The sequence below is a fragment of the Streptomyces sp. NPDC050315 genome (assembly GCF_040655775.1).
GTDB lineage: Bacteria > Actinomycetota > Actinomycetes > Streptomycetales > Streptomycetaceae > Streptomyces.
The window spans coordinates 1-15,738 of the sequence record NZ_JBFAKN010000008.1 but is presented as its reverse complement, the minus strand read 5'-3'; the positions used below and the strand labels follow the sequence as shown (position 1 = coordinate 15,738).

Here is a 15,738-nt window from a genome sequence, read left to right as displayed (position 1 = left end):
GGGAGTCGGTGGGGTGGTGGGTGGTCGTCACTCGGCCCAGCGGGAGCCGGTGATGACGTCGACGAAGTTCGGCCGGACGTACCCCTCGGTGTAGCGCTCCAGGACATCGGCCTTGACGTTGCCGAATGTGGTGTCCGGGCGGTGGGCGATGCCGCCGTTGAAGGCCTGCAGGATGCGGCGCTTGAAGTCGGGGCGCGGGTGGGCCGCGACCACGGCGGCGCGCTGCTCGTCGGTGATGTCGTCGTAACCGATGCCCAGGACGTCCAGCTCGACGCCGGCGGTGACCAGGGCGATCTCCGGGGCCATGCAGGTGGGGATCTCGGGAGTGGTGTGCAGGGCGATGGCCTCCCACACGACTCGGGCCGAGTCCTGCGGGACGCCGTGCGAGAGCAGGAAGTCCTTGGCGTCCTCGGCTCCGTCGATCTCGAAGCGGCGGGTGGAGCCGCGGTGCTTCTCGGTCAGGCCCAGGTCGTGGAACATGGCGCCCACGTAGAGCAGTTCGGGGTCGTACTGGAGACCGCGGCGGTTCCCCTGCAGGGCGCCGAAGAGGTAGACCCGGCGGGAGTGGTGGAAGATCAGCTCGTCTGCCGAGTCGCGCACCAGCTCGGTGGCTTCCTTGGCCAGGGCGCTGTCGGGAACCTTCACGTCGGCGATGGTCACTGGTGGACCTTTCTTTCTGCGGGCCCTGGGGCCCTGGGTGGTTGCCGGTGAGCGCGGGGATGACGGCCCGTGATGGCCGTGCGTGCTCCCGAAGACCGGGGAGCCGGCGAGGGGCCGATGGATGTGTACGGGGCCCGGAGACGGCGGTGTCCGTACGCCCGGCGGAGCGGCGTTCCGCGCCGCCGGCCGGCGCTTCCCGGCGGTGACGGGCAAGACAGTAGGGCGGCGTCCGGCGCCCCGGTGTGCCGCCGGCGCGACTTCGTCACATGCCGCGTGGAGAAACCGGGGTTCGCAGGCCAGGTGACGAAGTACGGGAACCCGGCTGGCCGGGCCGGCGGGCCCTGCCTAGGCTCCGACGCATGATCAGCCAAGCGGCCGTCGGATTCATGGAGCAACTCGCTGCCGAGGGCGTCCAGACGTGGTTGACGCCGGACCGGTCGACGAGTGCCGACCCGGCGCAGCTCCTGCCGTACGCCCGCGCAGCCACTCGGGGAGCCGTGCTCGGCATGGCCCTGCACGGCGACGTGCCGCCCGACCCCGCGACCGTGCGCCTGCTGTGCGAACGCCTGGGAGGGCCGGTCTCGCCACGGGGCGGCCCCACCGGTCATGTGTCCGTGCCGCTGGACCCGGCACTCGCCCACGACACCGAGGGCCTCGTGTCGGCCTCGCGCTCGCTGTATACCGCCGTGGGCCGGGACAACCTCCTGGTGCAGATTCCCGCCACGGAGGCGGGAACCGAGGCCATCGTGGCGTGCCTGGCCCAGGGGGTGCAGGTGGACGCCACGCTGATCTGCACCACGTGGCAGTGCGACCGGGTCTTCGACGCGTTCCTGACCGGGATGGAACGGGCCCTGATCAAGGGCTACGACCTCCAGCACATCAGGACCGTCCTGTCGTGCCCGGTGGGCCTCCTCGACGGTACGGCCGCGCCCCCGTCGGCAGGTGTCGCCACGGCCCGGCTGCTGTACCGGATGCGGGAACGGCGCCTCGACAGCACATGGTGGCGGGTCCTCAGGGCCGGCCGGGCCCGTCCGCCGGCCCTGCTGTGGACGGACCTGCGGCCCCACCACGCGGCCCACCTGGTCGGCTGGAACACCGGAATGGTCTTCACGCCCGGCATGCTCGAAGAGGCCGCGAGGACCGCCGTGTTGGCCGGTGACGCACTGCTGAACAGGCACCGGGAGAGCGGGCGGGAGCCGGCCGCGCTCCCGCCCGCCGAGTCCGGCCGTGGCACGGCGGATCAGCCCGTCACAGCGGAGCTGACCCGCCGCCGCCGGGCCTGGAGCGCCGGACGCTGACGAAGGCCGGCCGGCCTAACGCGCCCGCGGGCGCGCCGGCTCGGCTCCGGTCAGGCTCCGCAGCGGTGCGGCTTTGACCACGGTCTCCTCGAACTCCGCCGCCGCGTCGGACAACGTGACGATCGCGCCGCCGACGCCGTACGTGACGCGCTCGGCGGTGACGACGGCGGTACGGATGACCACACTGAGATCGGCCGCCCCGGAGAGCGAGAAGTAACCGAGCGCGCCGGAATAGACGCCGCGCGGTCCGCCCTCCAGCCGGTCGATGATGCGCATGGTGCGCACTTTCGGGGCACCGGTCATGGAGCCGGCGGGGAACGCCGAGCGCACGCAGTCCACCGCGCTGTGTCCCGGGGCGAGCCGGCCCTGCACCGTACTGACCAACTGGTGCACGGTCGCGTAACTCTCCACCTCGAACAGGCCGGTGACCCGGACGGTGCCGGGTCGGGCGCAGCGGCCGATGTCGTTGCGCACCAGGTCGACGATCATCAGGTTCTCGGCGCGGTCCTTCTCGTTGCCGAGCAGATCGGCGACGAGCGCGGCGTCCTCCTCGGCGGTGGCGCCGCGCGGCCTGGTGCCCTTGATCGGCTTGGACTCGATCAGACCGTCACCGGAGACGGTGAGAAAACGCTCGGGTGAACTGCTGAGCACCGAGAGCCCGTCGAACTGCAGCAGCGCCGCGTACGGCGCGGGACTGGCGCGGCGCAGCAGCCGGTACCCCTCCCACGGATCGACGCTGCCGCGTACCTCGGCCAGGTTGGTGAGGCACACCTCGTACGTCTCGCCCGCGGCCAGTTCCTCCTGGCAGGCATCGATCAGCTCCAGGTAGGCGCCGCGGTCGTGGCGCAGCACCGCTTCGGCCGGTTCGGCAGGCGGCACCGGTGGGGCGAGCCGCGCGGGGGCGGGGCCGGTCAGGAGGGCGGCGGTGTCCGCGAGCCAGTCGTGGGCCCGCTCGTGGTCCGCGGCCGGCCCGTCCTCGTCGATCAGGGCGAGCAGCCGGGTCCGGCCGGTGAGATGGTCGCGCACCACGGCACGGTCGGTGAACACCATGACGGCGTCGGGCTCCGCGGAGCGGTGCACGGTGTCGCCGCCGCACTCGGCCTTGAGCTCGTAGCCGAGGTAGCCGACCCAGCCCAGCGCGAAGTCACCGGGCAGCTCCGGGAGGTGGGTGCGCCGCTCGCGCAGGTCGCGGTCGAGCCAGTCGAGGAAGCGGCCACCCACCACCTCGGTGCCGGACCGTGAGGTGACGGTGACGGTGCCGCTCGACACGTCGGCGGTCGCCACCCGGCCCAGCGGCCCGGACGCGTCGCCCATGACCGAGAAGCGTCCGCGCGCCGGAGTGTGACCACTGCTGTCGAGCCAGTACGCGTGCGGCTGCCCTCGAAAGAGCCGGTCGTACGTCTCCTCCTCGCCCCACTCCGTGGTCACCTGCCGGGTCAGCACCCGCAGTTCATGCCTGGCCGCGGGCGTGCGGGGGATGGCCGCCGCGGCCCGGGCCGTGCCCGGCCGCGGCCGGGCCGGCGCGCGGCCGGCGCGTCCACCGGCGAGGTCGACGAAGTTCCGGATGAGGCGTTTGCCGTATTCGGTGCAGACGGACTCGGGGTGGAACTGCACTCCCCACATCGGCCGGGTCCGGTGCCGCAGCCCCATCAGCACCCCGTCCGGGGTGTGGGCGGTGGCTTCGAGCTCGGGCGGCAGCCCGGTCACCGCGAGCGAGTGGTAGCGCACCACCTCCAGGGGTGACGGCATGCCCCGGAACAGGTCCGTGCCGTCGTGCAGCACGGGCGAGACGCGCCCGTGTCGTGGCTCCGGCGCCCGGTCGACCGTGGCGCCGTGGGCGAGGGCGATGCCCTGGTGACCGAGGCAGATGCCGAGCAGGGGTACCTCGGCCCGCTCGATCAGCTGTCGGCAGATCCCGAAGTCGCTTTCCCGGCCCGGGTTGCCGGGCCCCGGCGACACGATGACGGCGTCGAATCCGGACGGCATGTCCGGGTGCCAGTCGGGGTCGTCGTTGCGGACGACGAGCGGCTCGGTGCCGGTCGCCTCGGTGACGTAGTGATGGAGGTTGTACGTGAATGAGTCGTAGTTGTCGACGAGCAGTGTGCGCACGAGGTGAGTTCTTCCGGGTCAGCGGTTGATGGGGAGGATTTCGAGGAGCATGTGCTCGACGAGATCGCTGCCGTACTCGCCTTCGAGCACCTCGACGCTGTCGACCGTGCGCAGTTCGCGGCCGCTCTCGGCGGCGATCCGGTGCAGTGCGGCCACGTCGCCACGGCTGCTGAAGTGGAGCAGAGCCCTGCCGCCCGGTGTGCGGCGGTCCGGGGCCTCGGCCAGGAACCGCTGGTGGGTGCGGTAGCCGGCGTCCACGTAGGCGTACTCGTGGAGGGAGCCGTACTCGTACCCTTCGGGCGCCCGCACGTAGTTGGAGCTCCAGAAGACCGTGTCGAACCGCTCGTCGGGACGGAGCCCGGAGAAGAGATCGCTGTGCAGGGCGCGCACCCGGTCCGCGACGCGGTGGCGCACGGCGTTCAGCTCCGCGTTGCGCACGGCCTTCGGGTTGATGTCCAGGGCGACGACCCGGTCCGCGCCGGCGAGCGCCGCGAGGACCGCGATCACCCCGCTGCCGGTGCCGACGTCGAGGAACGACTGCCCGATCTCGGCGGTGGTGGCGTCGGCGAGGCCGAGGAAGTCGACTCCCACTCCGGTGGACGGCGAGTAGACGGGCGTGAACACCTCGTCGAGCAGGTCCCATTCCCTGTCGGACATGCGGAAGACGTCCGGCCGATCTTCCCTGGTCAGGGAGATCCGGCTGCGTTCGACAGATCTCTCGTAACTCTGGATGTGCGACGACATTACATTCCCCCCACAGAGCTTTTAGCAGCTCTTGGTCGTAACCGCTCAACATCAGGTGTACGGCAGGACAATGTCGTCCGGAGCGAGGTGACGGAAGGTGGTCCGGCAACAGGCCGATCCGCGGCGGATGGTGCTCTCGCCACCTCACACCCCCTCTGACCTGGGGATTCATTTTCAACAAACTGTTGACGCAAGATGCACCAGTCTTCTATTTTTCACAAAGCGGGCAGGCATGTGCCGAAAACCGCCACAGTGAAGGGACAGAGGACATGCGCGAGCCCAGTGAGCTGCACGAACTCATCGAACTCCTGGAGTTGCTGGCCGAGAACGCGCCGCCGGACCGCTTCGAGGAGCCCGTGCGCCGAGCGCGCGCCGCGGGCTCGGACCCCGCGCACATCGAAAACCTGGAACGGGCCCAACGCCTGGCCCTGCAGGTGCACGAGACGATGTCCCTCCACCACAGGCGTCAGGTCGGCCTCGCCGCGCTCGTCGACACCGCCCGGGAGCTGACTCTTCCGTACGACCTGGACGGGCTGCTCAACGTCATCGCGCGCCGGGCGCGCTTCCTGCTGAACCTGGACATGGCCTGGGTGTCGATCCACGACCGCGAGGGCGGCCATTCGGTGGTGCGCGCCGCCGAGGGGCACATCAGCATGCTCAGCGTGGGCATGCGGACGCCCACGACGGGCGGCCTCGGCAACATGGTCACCGAACGCGCCGCCCCCGTCTGGACCGCCGACTACCTCAACGACCAGCGGATCCCCCAGGCGGAGGTCACCCACAACGCGGTGCGGGCCGAGGGCCTGCGTGCCCTGCTCGCCGTGCCGCTGCGCAAGGAGGGCGCGATTCTCGGTGTGCTCTATGCGGCGCAGCGGCAGGTGCGCCGGTTCGCACCGGACGAGATCACGCTGATGTCGTCGTTGGGAGACCTGGCCGCGGTGGCCATCGAGAAGGCCCGGCTGCACGACCAGGCGCAGCACGAACTGAGCGAACTCAGCCGGCACGCCTCCCGCGCCGAGGACTCCTCCGCCTCGGCCCGGCAGCTCAACTCCGCACACACCCGGCTGATCGACCTGGTGCTGCGCGGCGGCGACCTGCACACGCTGGTCGACGCGATCGGCGAGCTGCTCGACGGCACTCTGCTGGTGCGTGACCCCAGTGGTACGAACCTCACGATGAACACCGTCCCCGGGCTCGACGAGGCCGGGATCCGCAAGGCCGCGATGGAGTCCCACGCCGGTCGGACGCCGGTCGAGATGTCCGGCGGCACCTGGGTCTGGCCCGTCATGGCCGGGGAGGAGCTGCTCGGCACACTCGTGCTCGTACCGAACCGGCCCTTCGACGACCGGCAGGTCCAGCTGCTGTCCCTGGTCGCCCAGGCCACCGCCGTCTCCGTCCTGCTCCAGCGCAGCACCAGTCTCGCCGAGGGCCAGGCCCGCAGCGACGTGTTCCACGATCTCCTCCATGGCGGGCAGCTGTCGGCCAAACAGCTGGACGACCGCGCGCGCAGGCTCTCCGTCGACCTCAGCCGCCCCCACGTCCTCGTGGTGGCACGTCCGGAGGGCGACTCCCCCGGCAGGGCCGCCTTCTGGGCCTCCTCCTACGCGCATCAACGAGCCGGCGTCAAAAGCGTGGAGAGCGACGAGATCGTCCTGCTGCTGCCCGGAGTCGACCCCGCGGCCGTTGGGCGGGCCGTGGCCGCGGAGCTGTCCGCGGCACTCGGCAAGCCGGCGACAGTCGGCTCGGCGGGTCCCGTCACCGACGCCAAGGACCTCACCGACGCGTACCGGGAAGCGCGGCGGTGTGTCGACGCACTGATCTCCCTCGGCTCCGTCGGCGGCACCGCTTCGACACGTGAGCTGGGCTTCCTGGGGTTGCTCCTGTCCGACCAGCCCAACACGGCCGTCTTCATCGCGGACGTCATCGGCCCGGTACTGGACTACGACACGCAGCAGGGCACCGAACTGACCCGCACCCTGGAGGCGTACTTCGCGCACGGCAGCAGCCCCACCCGCGCCGCCGACACCCTCCACGTCCACCCCAACACCGTGGCCCGCAGGCTGGAGCGGATCACCGAACTCCTCGGCGACGGATGGCAGGACTCCACGCAGCTCCTTGAGGTACAGCTGGCACTGCGACTGCACCGGATCCGGCACACCGTGACCGCACGGGCTGCCGACTCGGCCGTACACCGCTGAACCGGTGGGCCGGCAGCGCGTACACGGGGGCCAAGGCCCTCGCCTCGCGCGACAGCACGGTCACGGCATGGGCCACCGACGCCAGCGTCATGTGGCGGTGCCAGCCGCCGAACGACCGGCCCTCGAAGTCCCGCAGCCCGATCCGCCCGCCCACCGTCTCGGCGTCGCGCGCGACCCGTCCGCCCAGCTTCGTCAGGTGCAGCAGTTCGTGCGCCGGGACCCGGGTCATGCCGGTGAGCCAGATGTGGGCCGGCGGCATAGAGGGATCCTGCCACTCGCCCACGACGAGCAGCGGCCGCCGGTCCCGCGGCGCACCCGGCGACGCGGGGCGGCCCGCCCCCCGGTGCCCGCCCTCGGGCAGGGTCACTTGGACCGCGGCGACCAAGGAGGTGCGCCGGCGCCCCGTGAGGTGGTCGGTCCACTCGACGGGGCGCCGCAGTCCCTTGACCGACTCCAGGATGTGGCGCACACCGAGCGGCCCGGCACCGTAGCCCGGCAGTGCCGGCTCGGCCACCTCCAGGACCGTCAGGGCACCGGCCCGGGCGAGCAGCGGGACGGAAGCGGCATCGAACCCCGTGATCAGACGGCGGAAGCCCGCCCCGGCCACGTCGAAGACCACCGGCCGCGTCGGCACCTGCCAGGTCCGCATCGCCTCCAGGACCGATGCCGCCGCACACTCCTCGCGAGTCTCGCTGATCACCTCTGGAGGGATGCCCGCACGCCGGCGGCGCGCAGGGTCCTCCGTCCAGCGGTCCGACAGGAACAGACGCCAGTTGACCGGCGCGCTCAGCTCGTCGGACGCGAACCACACACCGAAGGCGTACTGGCCCGCCCCCGGTCCGTCGGCCCCCGCCCCCGTGGACGCCTCCACGCCCACCGACCGGTCACCCAGCTTGGGGATGGCGAGGGGCTGGACCACCCAGGCCCGCGGCGCCGCGACCCGGTGCAGATGGTGCGCGAGCGCCTCCCGCACGGGCCTCCAGTCCCAGGTGGAGGCGCTGATGAAGTGGTGCATGCTCTGCTCCGCCGCGCTGCCGCCGATCAGCGTGGCGATGCTGCGCATGGACTTCCGGCCCTCGACCGTCAGCAGTCCGCGCACGTACTGCTCACCCTTGGTGCGCTGGTCCCTGCGTTGAAGGGACGGCGGCAGCACGGCCCCCATCAGTTCGGTGACCAGCGCCGCCTGGACCGGGTTCCCGTCATGCCCGTCGCCGCGCCTCACAAGTCCGGTGGAAACGATCTCACTCACGACATCCCCCTGTGCCTCTGTCGCTCACTGCCTCTTGGCCGGAACAACAGTGGTCGCCGGGAGGGGCGCGGACGATGTGCCACCGGCACCCCACTGCGCGATCAGACGCTGGGCCGCTCACCACCACACGGCCCCACCTGCGCGGATGCTCCCCGCCGGGCAGATCACGGGGTGGTGAGCGGAGCACCGTCGTCAGGCCGGGACGGCACGCACCTCCGGACCGCCGAGCGTGCCGGCCGCGCGCAACGCCGCACGCCGCACCTTTCCCGACACCGTCATGGGCAGCCGGGAGGCGAACTCCAGCACCCTGACGGCCTTCTCCGGAGAGAGTTCGACGGCCGCGAAGTCCAGCAACGCGCGTGCGGCCTCGTCCCGGTCGAGCGTGCCGGGCGCGAGCACGACGAACGCCTTGGGCACCCACAGCCCGACAGGATCGGGCACGGGCACCACCGCGGCCTGGGCCACGGCCGGATGGCGAAGCAGTACGCGCTCCAGCTCCAGCGGGGAGATGCGGTGATCGAACGACTTGAACATGTCGTCGTCCCGGCCGGCATAGCGCAAGGAGCCGTCGGCGCCCAGGGTGACCAGGTCGCCGGTGTGGTAGCGGCCCCCGGCGAACGCCTTCGCGGTCTTCTCCTCGTCGTCGAGGTACCCGGTCATCAGGCCCGCCGGCCGGTCCGTCAGGTCCAGGCACAACTCCCCGGTGCCGCCGGGCTCGACGGGCCGGCCCGAGGCCGGATCCACGACGACCACGGTGTAACCCGGCAGCGGGCGCCCCATCGTGCCCGGCTCCGCGCCGGAGCCCGGAGCGTGCCCGAGCTGCGCGGTGGTCTCCGTCTGGCCGTAGCCGTCCCGCACTCGCACGTCCCAGGCACGTGCGACCCGGTCGACCAGGGACGCCTCCAGCGGTTCGCCGGCACAGGTCGCCTCGTGCAGCAGCGGCGGCGGTGCGCCGAGCCCCGCGGCCAGCAGGCCGCGCCACACCGTGGGAGGGGCGCAGAAGCTGGTGATGTCCCGGGTGCGCAGCACCTCCAGGATGTGCTCCGGTGCGGGGTTCGGACAGGTCAGCGCGGTGACCGTGGCCTCCGCGTTCCACGGGACGAAGAACGAGCTCCAGGCGTGTTTGGCCCATCCCGGCGCCGAGATGTTCAGATGGGCGTCGCCCGACCTGACCCCGTTCCAGAACATCCCGGACAGATGGCCGACGGGATAGCTGGTGTGGGTGTGGCCCACCATCTTGGGCCGTGCGGTGGTGCCGGAGGTGAAGTACAGGAACAGCGGATCGTCGGCGCGCGTACGGACGTCCGGCACGTAGCGGCTCCGGTCCGCGGTCCACGAGTCCTCGTACGACAGCCAGCCCGGCACCCGCCCGCCAGTGGCGATGCGGGTCCAGTCGCCGGTCAGCCGGGCGAACCGTTCGGTGAGGGCCGCGTCGGCGAGGACATGCCGCACCCGGGCCCGGCGCAGCCGGTCGGCGAGGTCGTCCGTGGTGGCCGTGGCGTAGGTGGGTACCACCACCGCGCCCAGTTTGATCGCCGCGAGCATCGTCTCCCACAGGGGACGGCCGTTGAACAGGGCGAGCAGCAGCCGGTCCCCCCGGCGGACACCGGCCTCCCGCAGCCAGTGGGCGACCTGGTCGGAGCGGCGGGACAACTCCTCGAAGGAGATGCGCTCGTCATCCGCCGGACGCGGGCCCACGAGATGGAGTGCGGTCTTGCGATTGCCCTCGGCGATCACGTCGAACCAGTCGAAAGCCCAGTTGAAGTGGGTGAGGGCGGGCCAGGTGAAGGCCGCACGCGCGCCCTCGGGATCACCGTGGTGGGCGAGCAGGAGGTCGCGGGCCTCTCGGAAGGCGCGGCTCGCCTGCCGGTCGTGGACACTCATGCCGTGCTCCCCGCGCTCATCGCCATGAGCTGCGTCTCGGGCGCGGCCCGCAGTGTGCGCAGCATGTCGGCGGCGATCGCGTCCGCGTCCTGGCGGAACAGCGTGTTCAGGCCGGGCTTGCCGCTGCCCACCTGGGTGAACCAGCGGACGTGCTCGGTCGGGATGCCCAGGGCGTACAGATCGTCGCGCACCGAGCCGTCCGCGCCGATCACGTGGAACGGCGCCGTGGTCACATTGAGGCCGCCGGTGGACCGGCTCAGGCCCGACTTCGGTTCCGTGCGTACGTACTCGCTGACCAGGCCCTCGGCCAGCAGGGACCTGGTCAGCGAGGACCGGTCCCGGTGCACGTCCGGGTCGGGGATACGGGCATCGATCAGGGTCTGCGCGAGGCGTTCGGAGCCGGCCACCTGGGGTGAGTCGATCCGGAAGGCCTGCCGGCCCTCGTCGGCCGCGAACCGCGTGGCGGGTCCGGCGATGTCGACGAGCCCGCTCTCGATGAGCGCGACCAGCTGTGCCACGCGTTCGGCGGGCGGACCGGCGGAGAGCAGTGCGTTGACCGGAAGGAAGTCCCGTTGGAACTCCTCCGCGTGCGAGTCGGGGTGCAGCCCACCGAAGTCGACGGCCTCCCTGACCACGTTGCGGATGTCCCGCAGGATGTCGAGCGCGGCCTTCAGCGGCCCGTCCACGTTGCCCAGCGCGGCCTGGGCGAGGTCCGCACGCATGACCTCCAGGAGCCGGGTACGGAAGGCATCGGGGCTGTCGAACCGGGCGTCCTTGAAAGGACGGGCGAGCGCCCGGAGGTCCAGAGGCGGCAGCGGCTCGGTACTGCCCGACGCCTCGTGTGCGGCGCGGTACACATGGTCGAGCTCCTTCAGCAGAAGCGGCCGGACGTCCATGTCGAAATGGAGCCGGTCGGTGCCCGTGGTCCGGTGGCGGCGCTCACGTGCGGCAGCCACCGCCTCCTTGGTGAGGAACCGCGGCCGGTACATGTGATCGGGGCGCTTCTGGTTGCGGCCCCGGGCCGGTATGGGCAGCCCGCTGCGCGACCCTGCGACGATCCGTGGTTCGAGCCCGCTGGGCACGTAGCGGAGGCGGCCCTCGTCGTCACGGCCGAAGGTGCCACCGCGGCCCACGGTCAGCGAGAGCATCACATCGTAGAAGGACAGGCCCATGCCGCGGATCCCGACGGTGCTGCCCGGGGCGATGTCCGCCACGGACAGGGGCATGTCGGCGGCGGAGTCGCCGCACAGGTAAGTGATGCCGGGGTGCCGGTCCGCGAAGTCGAGCAGGTGCTGTTCGTGGGCGTCCGGGGCGTTCTCCGGGTGCCCGGTGGCAATGAGGACCTTGTCGGCATCGATGAGGTACGGCGAGCGGTCCAGTTCGAGGGCGTAGCCGCCGTCCGGAACCGCGGCCATCGACGTGACCCGGCCCCGCGTCTCGACGAGCTCGACGTCGGCCGGCAGATGGTCGGCGATCGATCGGTGGACCGCGCGCAGGTACTGGCCGTACCGGCGCCGCGAGGCGTAGTCGTCGGGGCCGAGCAGGGGCTCCCCGTGCTCCTCGGCACGCTGCGCGATCCACTCTCCGAGGGAAGGGCCCGCGCCCGGCCGCGCGGGGCCGCCGTCGGGGACTCCGGAGTACATGGTCACCTGGCCGACGACGGTGTTCATGGTGAACCACTCGTCCTGGTCGGTGCGCCAGATGCGGCCGGCCCCCATCTCCACCGCGTCGATGACATGGATGCGCACGATGCGGTCGGCGAGTTCCGGGGCCGCGAGACGAACGGCGAGCCGTTCGAGCACGGACAGGCCGCGCGGTCCGGAGCCGATGATGGCGAGGGTGAGTGCCGGGCGTCTGCTGCTGTCTGGGAACACGATCGGTCAGTCCTTAGCGAGGGCGGTGGGGAACGGAGTGCGGGCCGTGTCCGTGGGCAGCTCCTCCAACGCGGCGTCGTCATAACGCCGTTGGACGTGGCTGAGCATGTCCAGGAAGTCTTCGGCGCGCAGGCGTCGCGGGCCGGCCCCGGAGGCCGCGGTCAGGGGCATCGATCCGACGGACAACCACTGCAAAGTGCCGTCGGGTGCTATGCAGCTGCGCGAGCGCTGGGCGTTGTCGGTGTGCAGGCAGTACGGCACGTCCAAGTAGCCCTTGGCGAAGGCGCGCAGCAGGGCCTTGCCCACATCGGCGTCGAGGTCGAGCACCGCGTCCACCAGTGCCCGGGCCTCGGCGTACACGGGGTTGTCGCCCCGCGCGGTACCGGCGTCCACGCCCAGGAGCCCGGGCGGCAGGCCGGCGGCGTCCTCCGCGGCCCGGGCGGCTTCCTGCAGCGCATGGATGTTGTCGGCCACGGTGGGGATGCGGTGCGCTTCCGCCGGAGTCTTGACGATCAACCGCTCCGTGCCGGTCACCGCGGCGAGCACCGCGCTGTCGCGCAGCAGGGACAGTGCCCCGGCCGGAGTGCGCGGGAAGACCCCCATGTAGGTGTAGAGGACGACGTGCCACTGCAGGTCGCCGAGGAACTCGCCGGCCAGCCGGCGCAGGGCGCCGATCGCGTCGACGTCCTGGGCGAAGCTGGTGCCCTGGGCGTAGCTGAGCGACACACTGCGCAGACCGTGCTGCCGGAAGAAGAGTCCCTCCAGCAGCGAGATCGCGACGAGCAGGCTCGGCGGGCACAGCTGACCGAGCATGCACCCGCCGAAGCTCTCCAGGTGCGCTCCCTCCACCTGGTCGGCGAGCAGTTCGCAGCTGTCGGCCCAGGCGTCCACCGCCTGTGCCAGCGGGGTCCGGCTGTAGGGCAGGCAGTACGAGACGGGACCGCCCTCGGTGGCGTCGAGCCCCGCGTCGAGCAGGGCCCGGACGATGCCCAGGGGCAGCGACGAGCCGTGGCGCACCTGGATCGCGAAGCCGGCGCCCGCACCCACCTCGCCGATCATGCGGCGGGTGGTCTCCGCGCCATGTGCCACGATCGGGAAGCCATTGAGGTCGCTGCGGTCGTCGAGGGCCTTCCGCGCGGAGGCGTGGTCGCCGACCCGGGTGTAGCTGTCGAGGGTGATCGTCCCGACGGTGGTGGCTTCGGCGGCGTGCACGGCCCGCAGGCCGGTCAGCATGCCCGGCACGTCGGGGAAGCCCATACGGGGCTGGACGATCAGCCGGCCGCCCGCCGCGGCGGCGGCCACCGCGGCCCCGAAGGGCGCGGTGGTACGCCGCCGCGGGGCCGCCGGGGCGCCACCCGCGAGCAGGAGGCTCACCGGGGTCCCCCCGCGGCCACGAGGGCGGGCCGCATGGCCTCCTCCAGATAACGGCGGAACGGGGCGACACCGGCCGTGTCCTCGAAGACCGCGTCGAAACCGGCGGCGAGCAGCTCCGGCCCGTACGCCCTGTTCTCCGCGCCGCGGGTACCGAGCTTTCCGCCGATGACCACCGGCAGGCCGGTCAGGTCCGGTTGGGCGCGCAACCGGGCGATGACGCGGCGTCCGTCCAGATGGCCGTGGCCGTTGACGCTGCTGATCACCACCATGTCGGGCCGGGTACGCCGGCATTCGGCGATCAGGAGGTCGTCGGGGACGCAGGAACCGATGTTGATCACCTCGTGCCCCAGCTCTTCCAGCATGAGCTGCAGGAAGACCAGGTTCCAGGTGTGGGAGTCGGAGGAGACACTGGAGACCAGGACGCGTTGACCGCTGCCTCGGACACCGGGCAGGGCGTCGCCGGTCGGCGCGGACGGGTACGGCAAGTGCGGCGGGTACGGCGGGTACATGAACCTCTCTCAACTGACGGGCCGTTGTGCAACGGCGCCGGACAGGGGGCCGGTCGACGTGCCGGGAAGCGGCGGCCGGGTCAGGCGGCGGCAGCTCCCACGGGACGGATCGGGCCCTGCGGGACGCGCGCCTCGGCCGGCCGGGTCCGGATGGCGAGGACGGTGCACCCAACGGCGCTGGACATCTGATGCCGGGTGCCGGGGCCTTCGACGACCAGGTCGCCCTTGACGTACGACGTGCCGTCGCTGTGGTCCAGCCGGCCGTCGAGCACGAGCATCAGCTCGTAGCCGAGGTGTTCGTGGAAGTCGCCGTGCGCGGTCGGCGGGAAGCGCAGCAGGAGGCCGACCGACTGCTCTCCGCTCTCCGCGTCCGGCGCCCACAGGACGTGGTGCTCGACGCCTGCGCGGCCCGGCTCGTCCCATGACGACCATTCGATGTCGTCCAGTTCGAAGCCGCTGCGGAAGACGTTCTTGATGTATTCGATCTCGGACATGCGTTATCCACTCTGGTCGAAGAAATGAGGTGCCGAAAGCGAATCTATACAGACCGTAAGGGTGCAGTTGGCGCTTGATTCCGATGGGGGGCAGCGGAAGAACCGATAACGGAATGCCACTCCTCGGCACCCCTTGGACTTTGTCGCACCAGCGGTGAACTCCGTCGAGTTGACTAAGTCCGGGGATGTCCTGCCGTCGCCGCACGGCTCCCCGACAAAATGGGGCCTGTATCAATTCGTGGAGGCTGACCATGGAGATTGCGCTGTACCAGGTGAGAACCTTCTTGGAGGTGGTACGCACCGGAAGTCTCACCAAGGCGGGGCGGAACCTCGGTTACTCGCAGTCGACCGTGACGGCGCACATCCGCGCACTGGAGGCGCAGGCCGGCACCGCGCTGTTCCAGCGGCTGCCGCACGGGGTCCGGCCCACTCCGGACGGCGAGACCTTCCACGACTACGCCACCCGCATCTTCGGCCTGGTGAACGAGTTGTCGGTGTCCCTGGCCGGCGGCCGTGAGATCAGCGGCCGGATCTCCGTCGGGGCCTCGGCGCTCACCGTCGACCAGGAGCTGACCCGGCTGATCCTGGAATGCCGGTACCGTTATCCCAAGCTGGAGCTCTGTCCGGTCGGAATGGACTCCGCACGGATCTCCGAGGAAATCGGCGCGAGCCGCCTGGACATGGGACTGGTACTTTCGTCCGCCGACCAGAAATTCCCCCGGCAAGCCGGCCTGCACAGCGAGGACCTACGCACCGTCGAGCTCATGGCGGTGGCAGGGAGGGAACTCTCCGATTCCCTCGATGAAGGCGCGGTAAGCGTATCCCGACGGCCCCATGGGGAAGCCCCGGGAAAGACCGTGCGAATCCTGAGAGTGGATTCCGGAAGCGGCTCTCCGGAAAGGCTTCGCGAGGCCATCCGGCAGCGCTACGGAATCGAGTCGGAGTTTCTTCCGGTCGGTTCGGTGCGCGGCGCTCTCGAACTCATGCGCACTGGCCCCTGCATCGCGATGCTGCCGCGCGAGATGGTGGCCAGGGAAATCGAGAGCGGTGAAGTGGGTATTCTGCGGGACGTGCCGGGCGAGCGCCACGTCGTACGGATGATCTGGAACGGCCGGTCCTGGCTGCCGCCGGTGCTCGCGGCCACGCTCGAACTGGCCCGCCGGGTGGCGCTTCCGGTCCCGGTGCCCGCCTGAGTCCCGGTGCTCGCCTGACACTGCGGAGAGCAGCCGCCAGGCACGAAGAGTCCCGGGCCCCGACACCGACGGGGGGGGGCGAAGAGTGGGAGGGCGGGGAACCGCCCCGCGCGGGGAGAACACCACAAAGAAGGGTGGGCGGCACCACCGAC

General features: G+C 71.3%; 11 protein-coding genes and 1 pseudogene. 3 read left to right on the top strand and 9 right to left on the bottom strand.

What is annotated here, in order from left to right; translation table 11 throughout:
- Nucleotides 1–27: 27 nt before the first annotated feature.
- Complete coding sequence (locus AB0I82_RS27515) at nucleotides 28–660, bottom strand: HD domain-containing protein (RefSeq protein WP_363260041.1); 633 nt, start codon at nucleotides 658–660, stop codon at nucleotides 28–30.
- Nucleotides 661–1,019: 359 nt separating this feature from the next.
- Here AB0I82_RS27515 and AB0I82_RS27510 point away from each other — a divergent pair, with 359 nt between their 5' ends.
- Nucleotides 1,020–1,958 carry a transaldolase family protein gene (locus AB0I82_RS27510; protein ID WP_363260040.1) on the top strand — a complete coding sequence of 313 codons (939 nt, stop codon included), beginning with the start codon at nucleotides 1,020–1,022 and terminating at the stop codon, nucleotides 1,956–1,958.
- Nucleotides 1,959–1,973: 15 nt separating this feature from the next.
- Here AB0I82_RS27510 and pabB read toward each other — a convergent pair whose 3' ends face one another.
- Together pabB and AB0I82_RS27500 are read right to left on the bottom strand one after the other, a co-directional pair.
- Nucleotides 1,974–4,067 (bottom strand): aminodeoxychorismate synthase component I, encoded by a 2,094-nt coding sequence (pabB, locus tag AB0I82_RS27505; RefSeq protein WP_363260039.1) that lies wholly within the window; start codon nucleotides 4,065–4,067, stop codon nucleotides 1,974–1,976.
- An 18-nt stretch (nucleotides 4,068–4,085) separates the two neighbouring features.
- A complete protein-coding gene (locus AB0I82_RS27500) occupies nucleotides 4,086–4,724 on the bottom strand; it encodes a 50S ribosomal protein L11 methyltransferase (RefSeq protein ID WP_363260037.1) in 639 nt (212 codons plus the stop codon).
- A 356-nt stretch (nucleotides 4,725–5,080) separates the two neighbouring features.
- Here AB0I82_RS27500 and AB0I82_RS27495 point away from each other — a divergent pair, with 356 nt between their 5' ends.
- Complete coding sequence (locus AB0I82_RS27495) at nucleotides 5,081–7,009, top strand: GAF domain-containing protein (protein ID WP_363260036.1); 1,929 nt, start codon at nucleotides 5,081–5,083, stop codon at nucleotides 7,007–7,009.
- Between the two features lie 529 nt (nucleotides 7,010–7,538).
- Here AB0I82_RS27495 and AB0I82_RS27490 read toward each other — a convergent pair.
- The 6 genes and pseudogenes from AB0I82_RS27490 to AB0I82_RS27465 form a co-directional block, all read right to left on the bottom strand.
- Nucleotides 7,539–8,171: pseudogene (locus tag AB0I82_RS27490) on the bottom strand (transposase); the annotation flags it as partial.
- 279 nt (nucleotides 8,172–8,450) lie between these two features.
- A complete protein-coding gene (locus tag AB0I82_RS27485) occupies nucleotides 8,451–10,142 on the bottom strand; it encodes an AMP-binding protein (RefSeq protein ID WP_363260035.1) in 1,692 nt (563 codons plus the stop codon).
- Nucleotides 10,139–12,016 (bottom strand): FAD/NAD(P)-binding protein, encoded by a 1,878-nt coding sequence (locus tag AB0I82_RS27480; protein ID WP_363260034.1) that lies wholly within the window; start codon nucleotides 12,014–12,016, stop codon nucleotides 10,139–10,141. Before AB0I82_RS27480 ends, AB0I82_RS27485 begins: the two co-directional genes overlap by 4 nt.
- 6 nt (nucleotides 12,017–12,022) lie before the next feature.
- Entirely contained in the window at nucleotides 12,023–13,390 is a 1,368-nt protein-coding gene (locus AB0I82_RS27475) for a methylaspartate mutase (protein WP_363260033.1), read from the bottom strand.
- Complete coding sequence (locus AB0I82_RS27470; protein WP_363260362.1) at nucleotides 13,387–13,842, bottom strand: cobalamin-dependent protein; 456 nt, start codon at nucleotides 13,840–13,842, stop codon at nucleotides 13,387–13,389. Before AB0I82_RS27470 ends, AB0I82_RS27475 begins: the two co-directional genes overlap by 4 nt.
- A gap of 137 nt (nucleotides 13,843–13,979) precedes the next feature.
- The gene (locus AB0I82_RS27465) at nucleotides 13,980–14,393 is read right to left on the bottom strand and encodes a cupin domain-containing protein (RefSeq protein ID WP_363260032.1); all 414 of its coding nucleotides are present in this window, start codon (nucleotides 14,391–14,393) and stop codon (nucleotides 13,980–13,982) included.
- 251 nt (nucleotides 14,394–14,644) lie between these two features.
- On the opposite strand from AB0I82_RS27465, the gene AB0I82_RS27460 reads away from it, so the two are divergent.
- Nucleotides 14,645–15,586, top strand: coding sequence for a LysR family transcriptional regulator (locus AB0I82_RS27460; protein WP_363260031.1), 942 nt, complete (start codon nucleotides 14,645–14,647; stop codon nucleotides 15,584–15,586).
- Nucleotides 15,587–15,738 lie beyond the last annotated feature (152 nt).

Coding starts and splice junctions, on each gene's coding strand:
- AB0I82_RS27510 (WP_363260040.1), top strand. CDS start 1,020: ATGATCAGCCAAGCGGCCGTCGGATTCATGGAGCAACTCGCTGCCGAG.
- AB0I82_RS27500 (WP_363260037.1), bottom strand. CDS start 4,724: ATGTCCGACAGGGAATGGGACCTGCTCGACGAGGTGTTCACGCCCGTC.
- AB0I82_RS27495 (WP_363260036.1), top strand. CDS start 5,081: ATGCGCGAGCCCAGTGAGCTGCACGAACTCATCGAACTCCTGGAGTTG.
- AB0I82_RS27485 (WP_363260035.1), bottom strand. CDS start 10,142: ATGAGTGTCCACGACCGGCAGGCGAGCCGCGCCTTCCGAGAGGCCCGC.
- AB0I82_RS27465 (WP_363260032.1), bottom strand. CDS start 14,393: ATGTCCGAGATCGAATACATCAAGAACGTCTTCCGCAGCGGCTTCGAA.
- AB0I82_RS27460 (WP_363260031.1), top strand. CDS start 14,645: ATGGAGATTGCGCTGTACCAGGTGAGAACCTTCTTGGAGGTGGTACGC.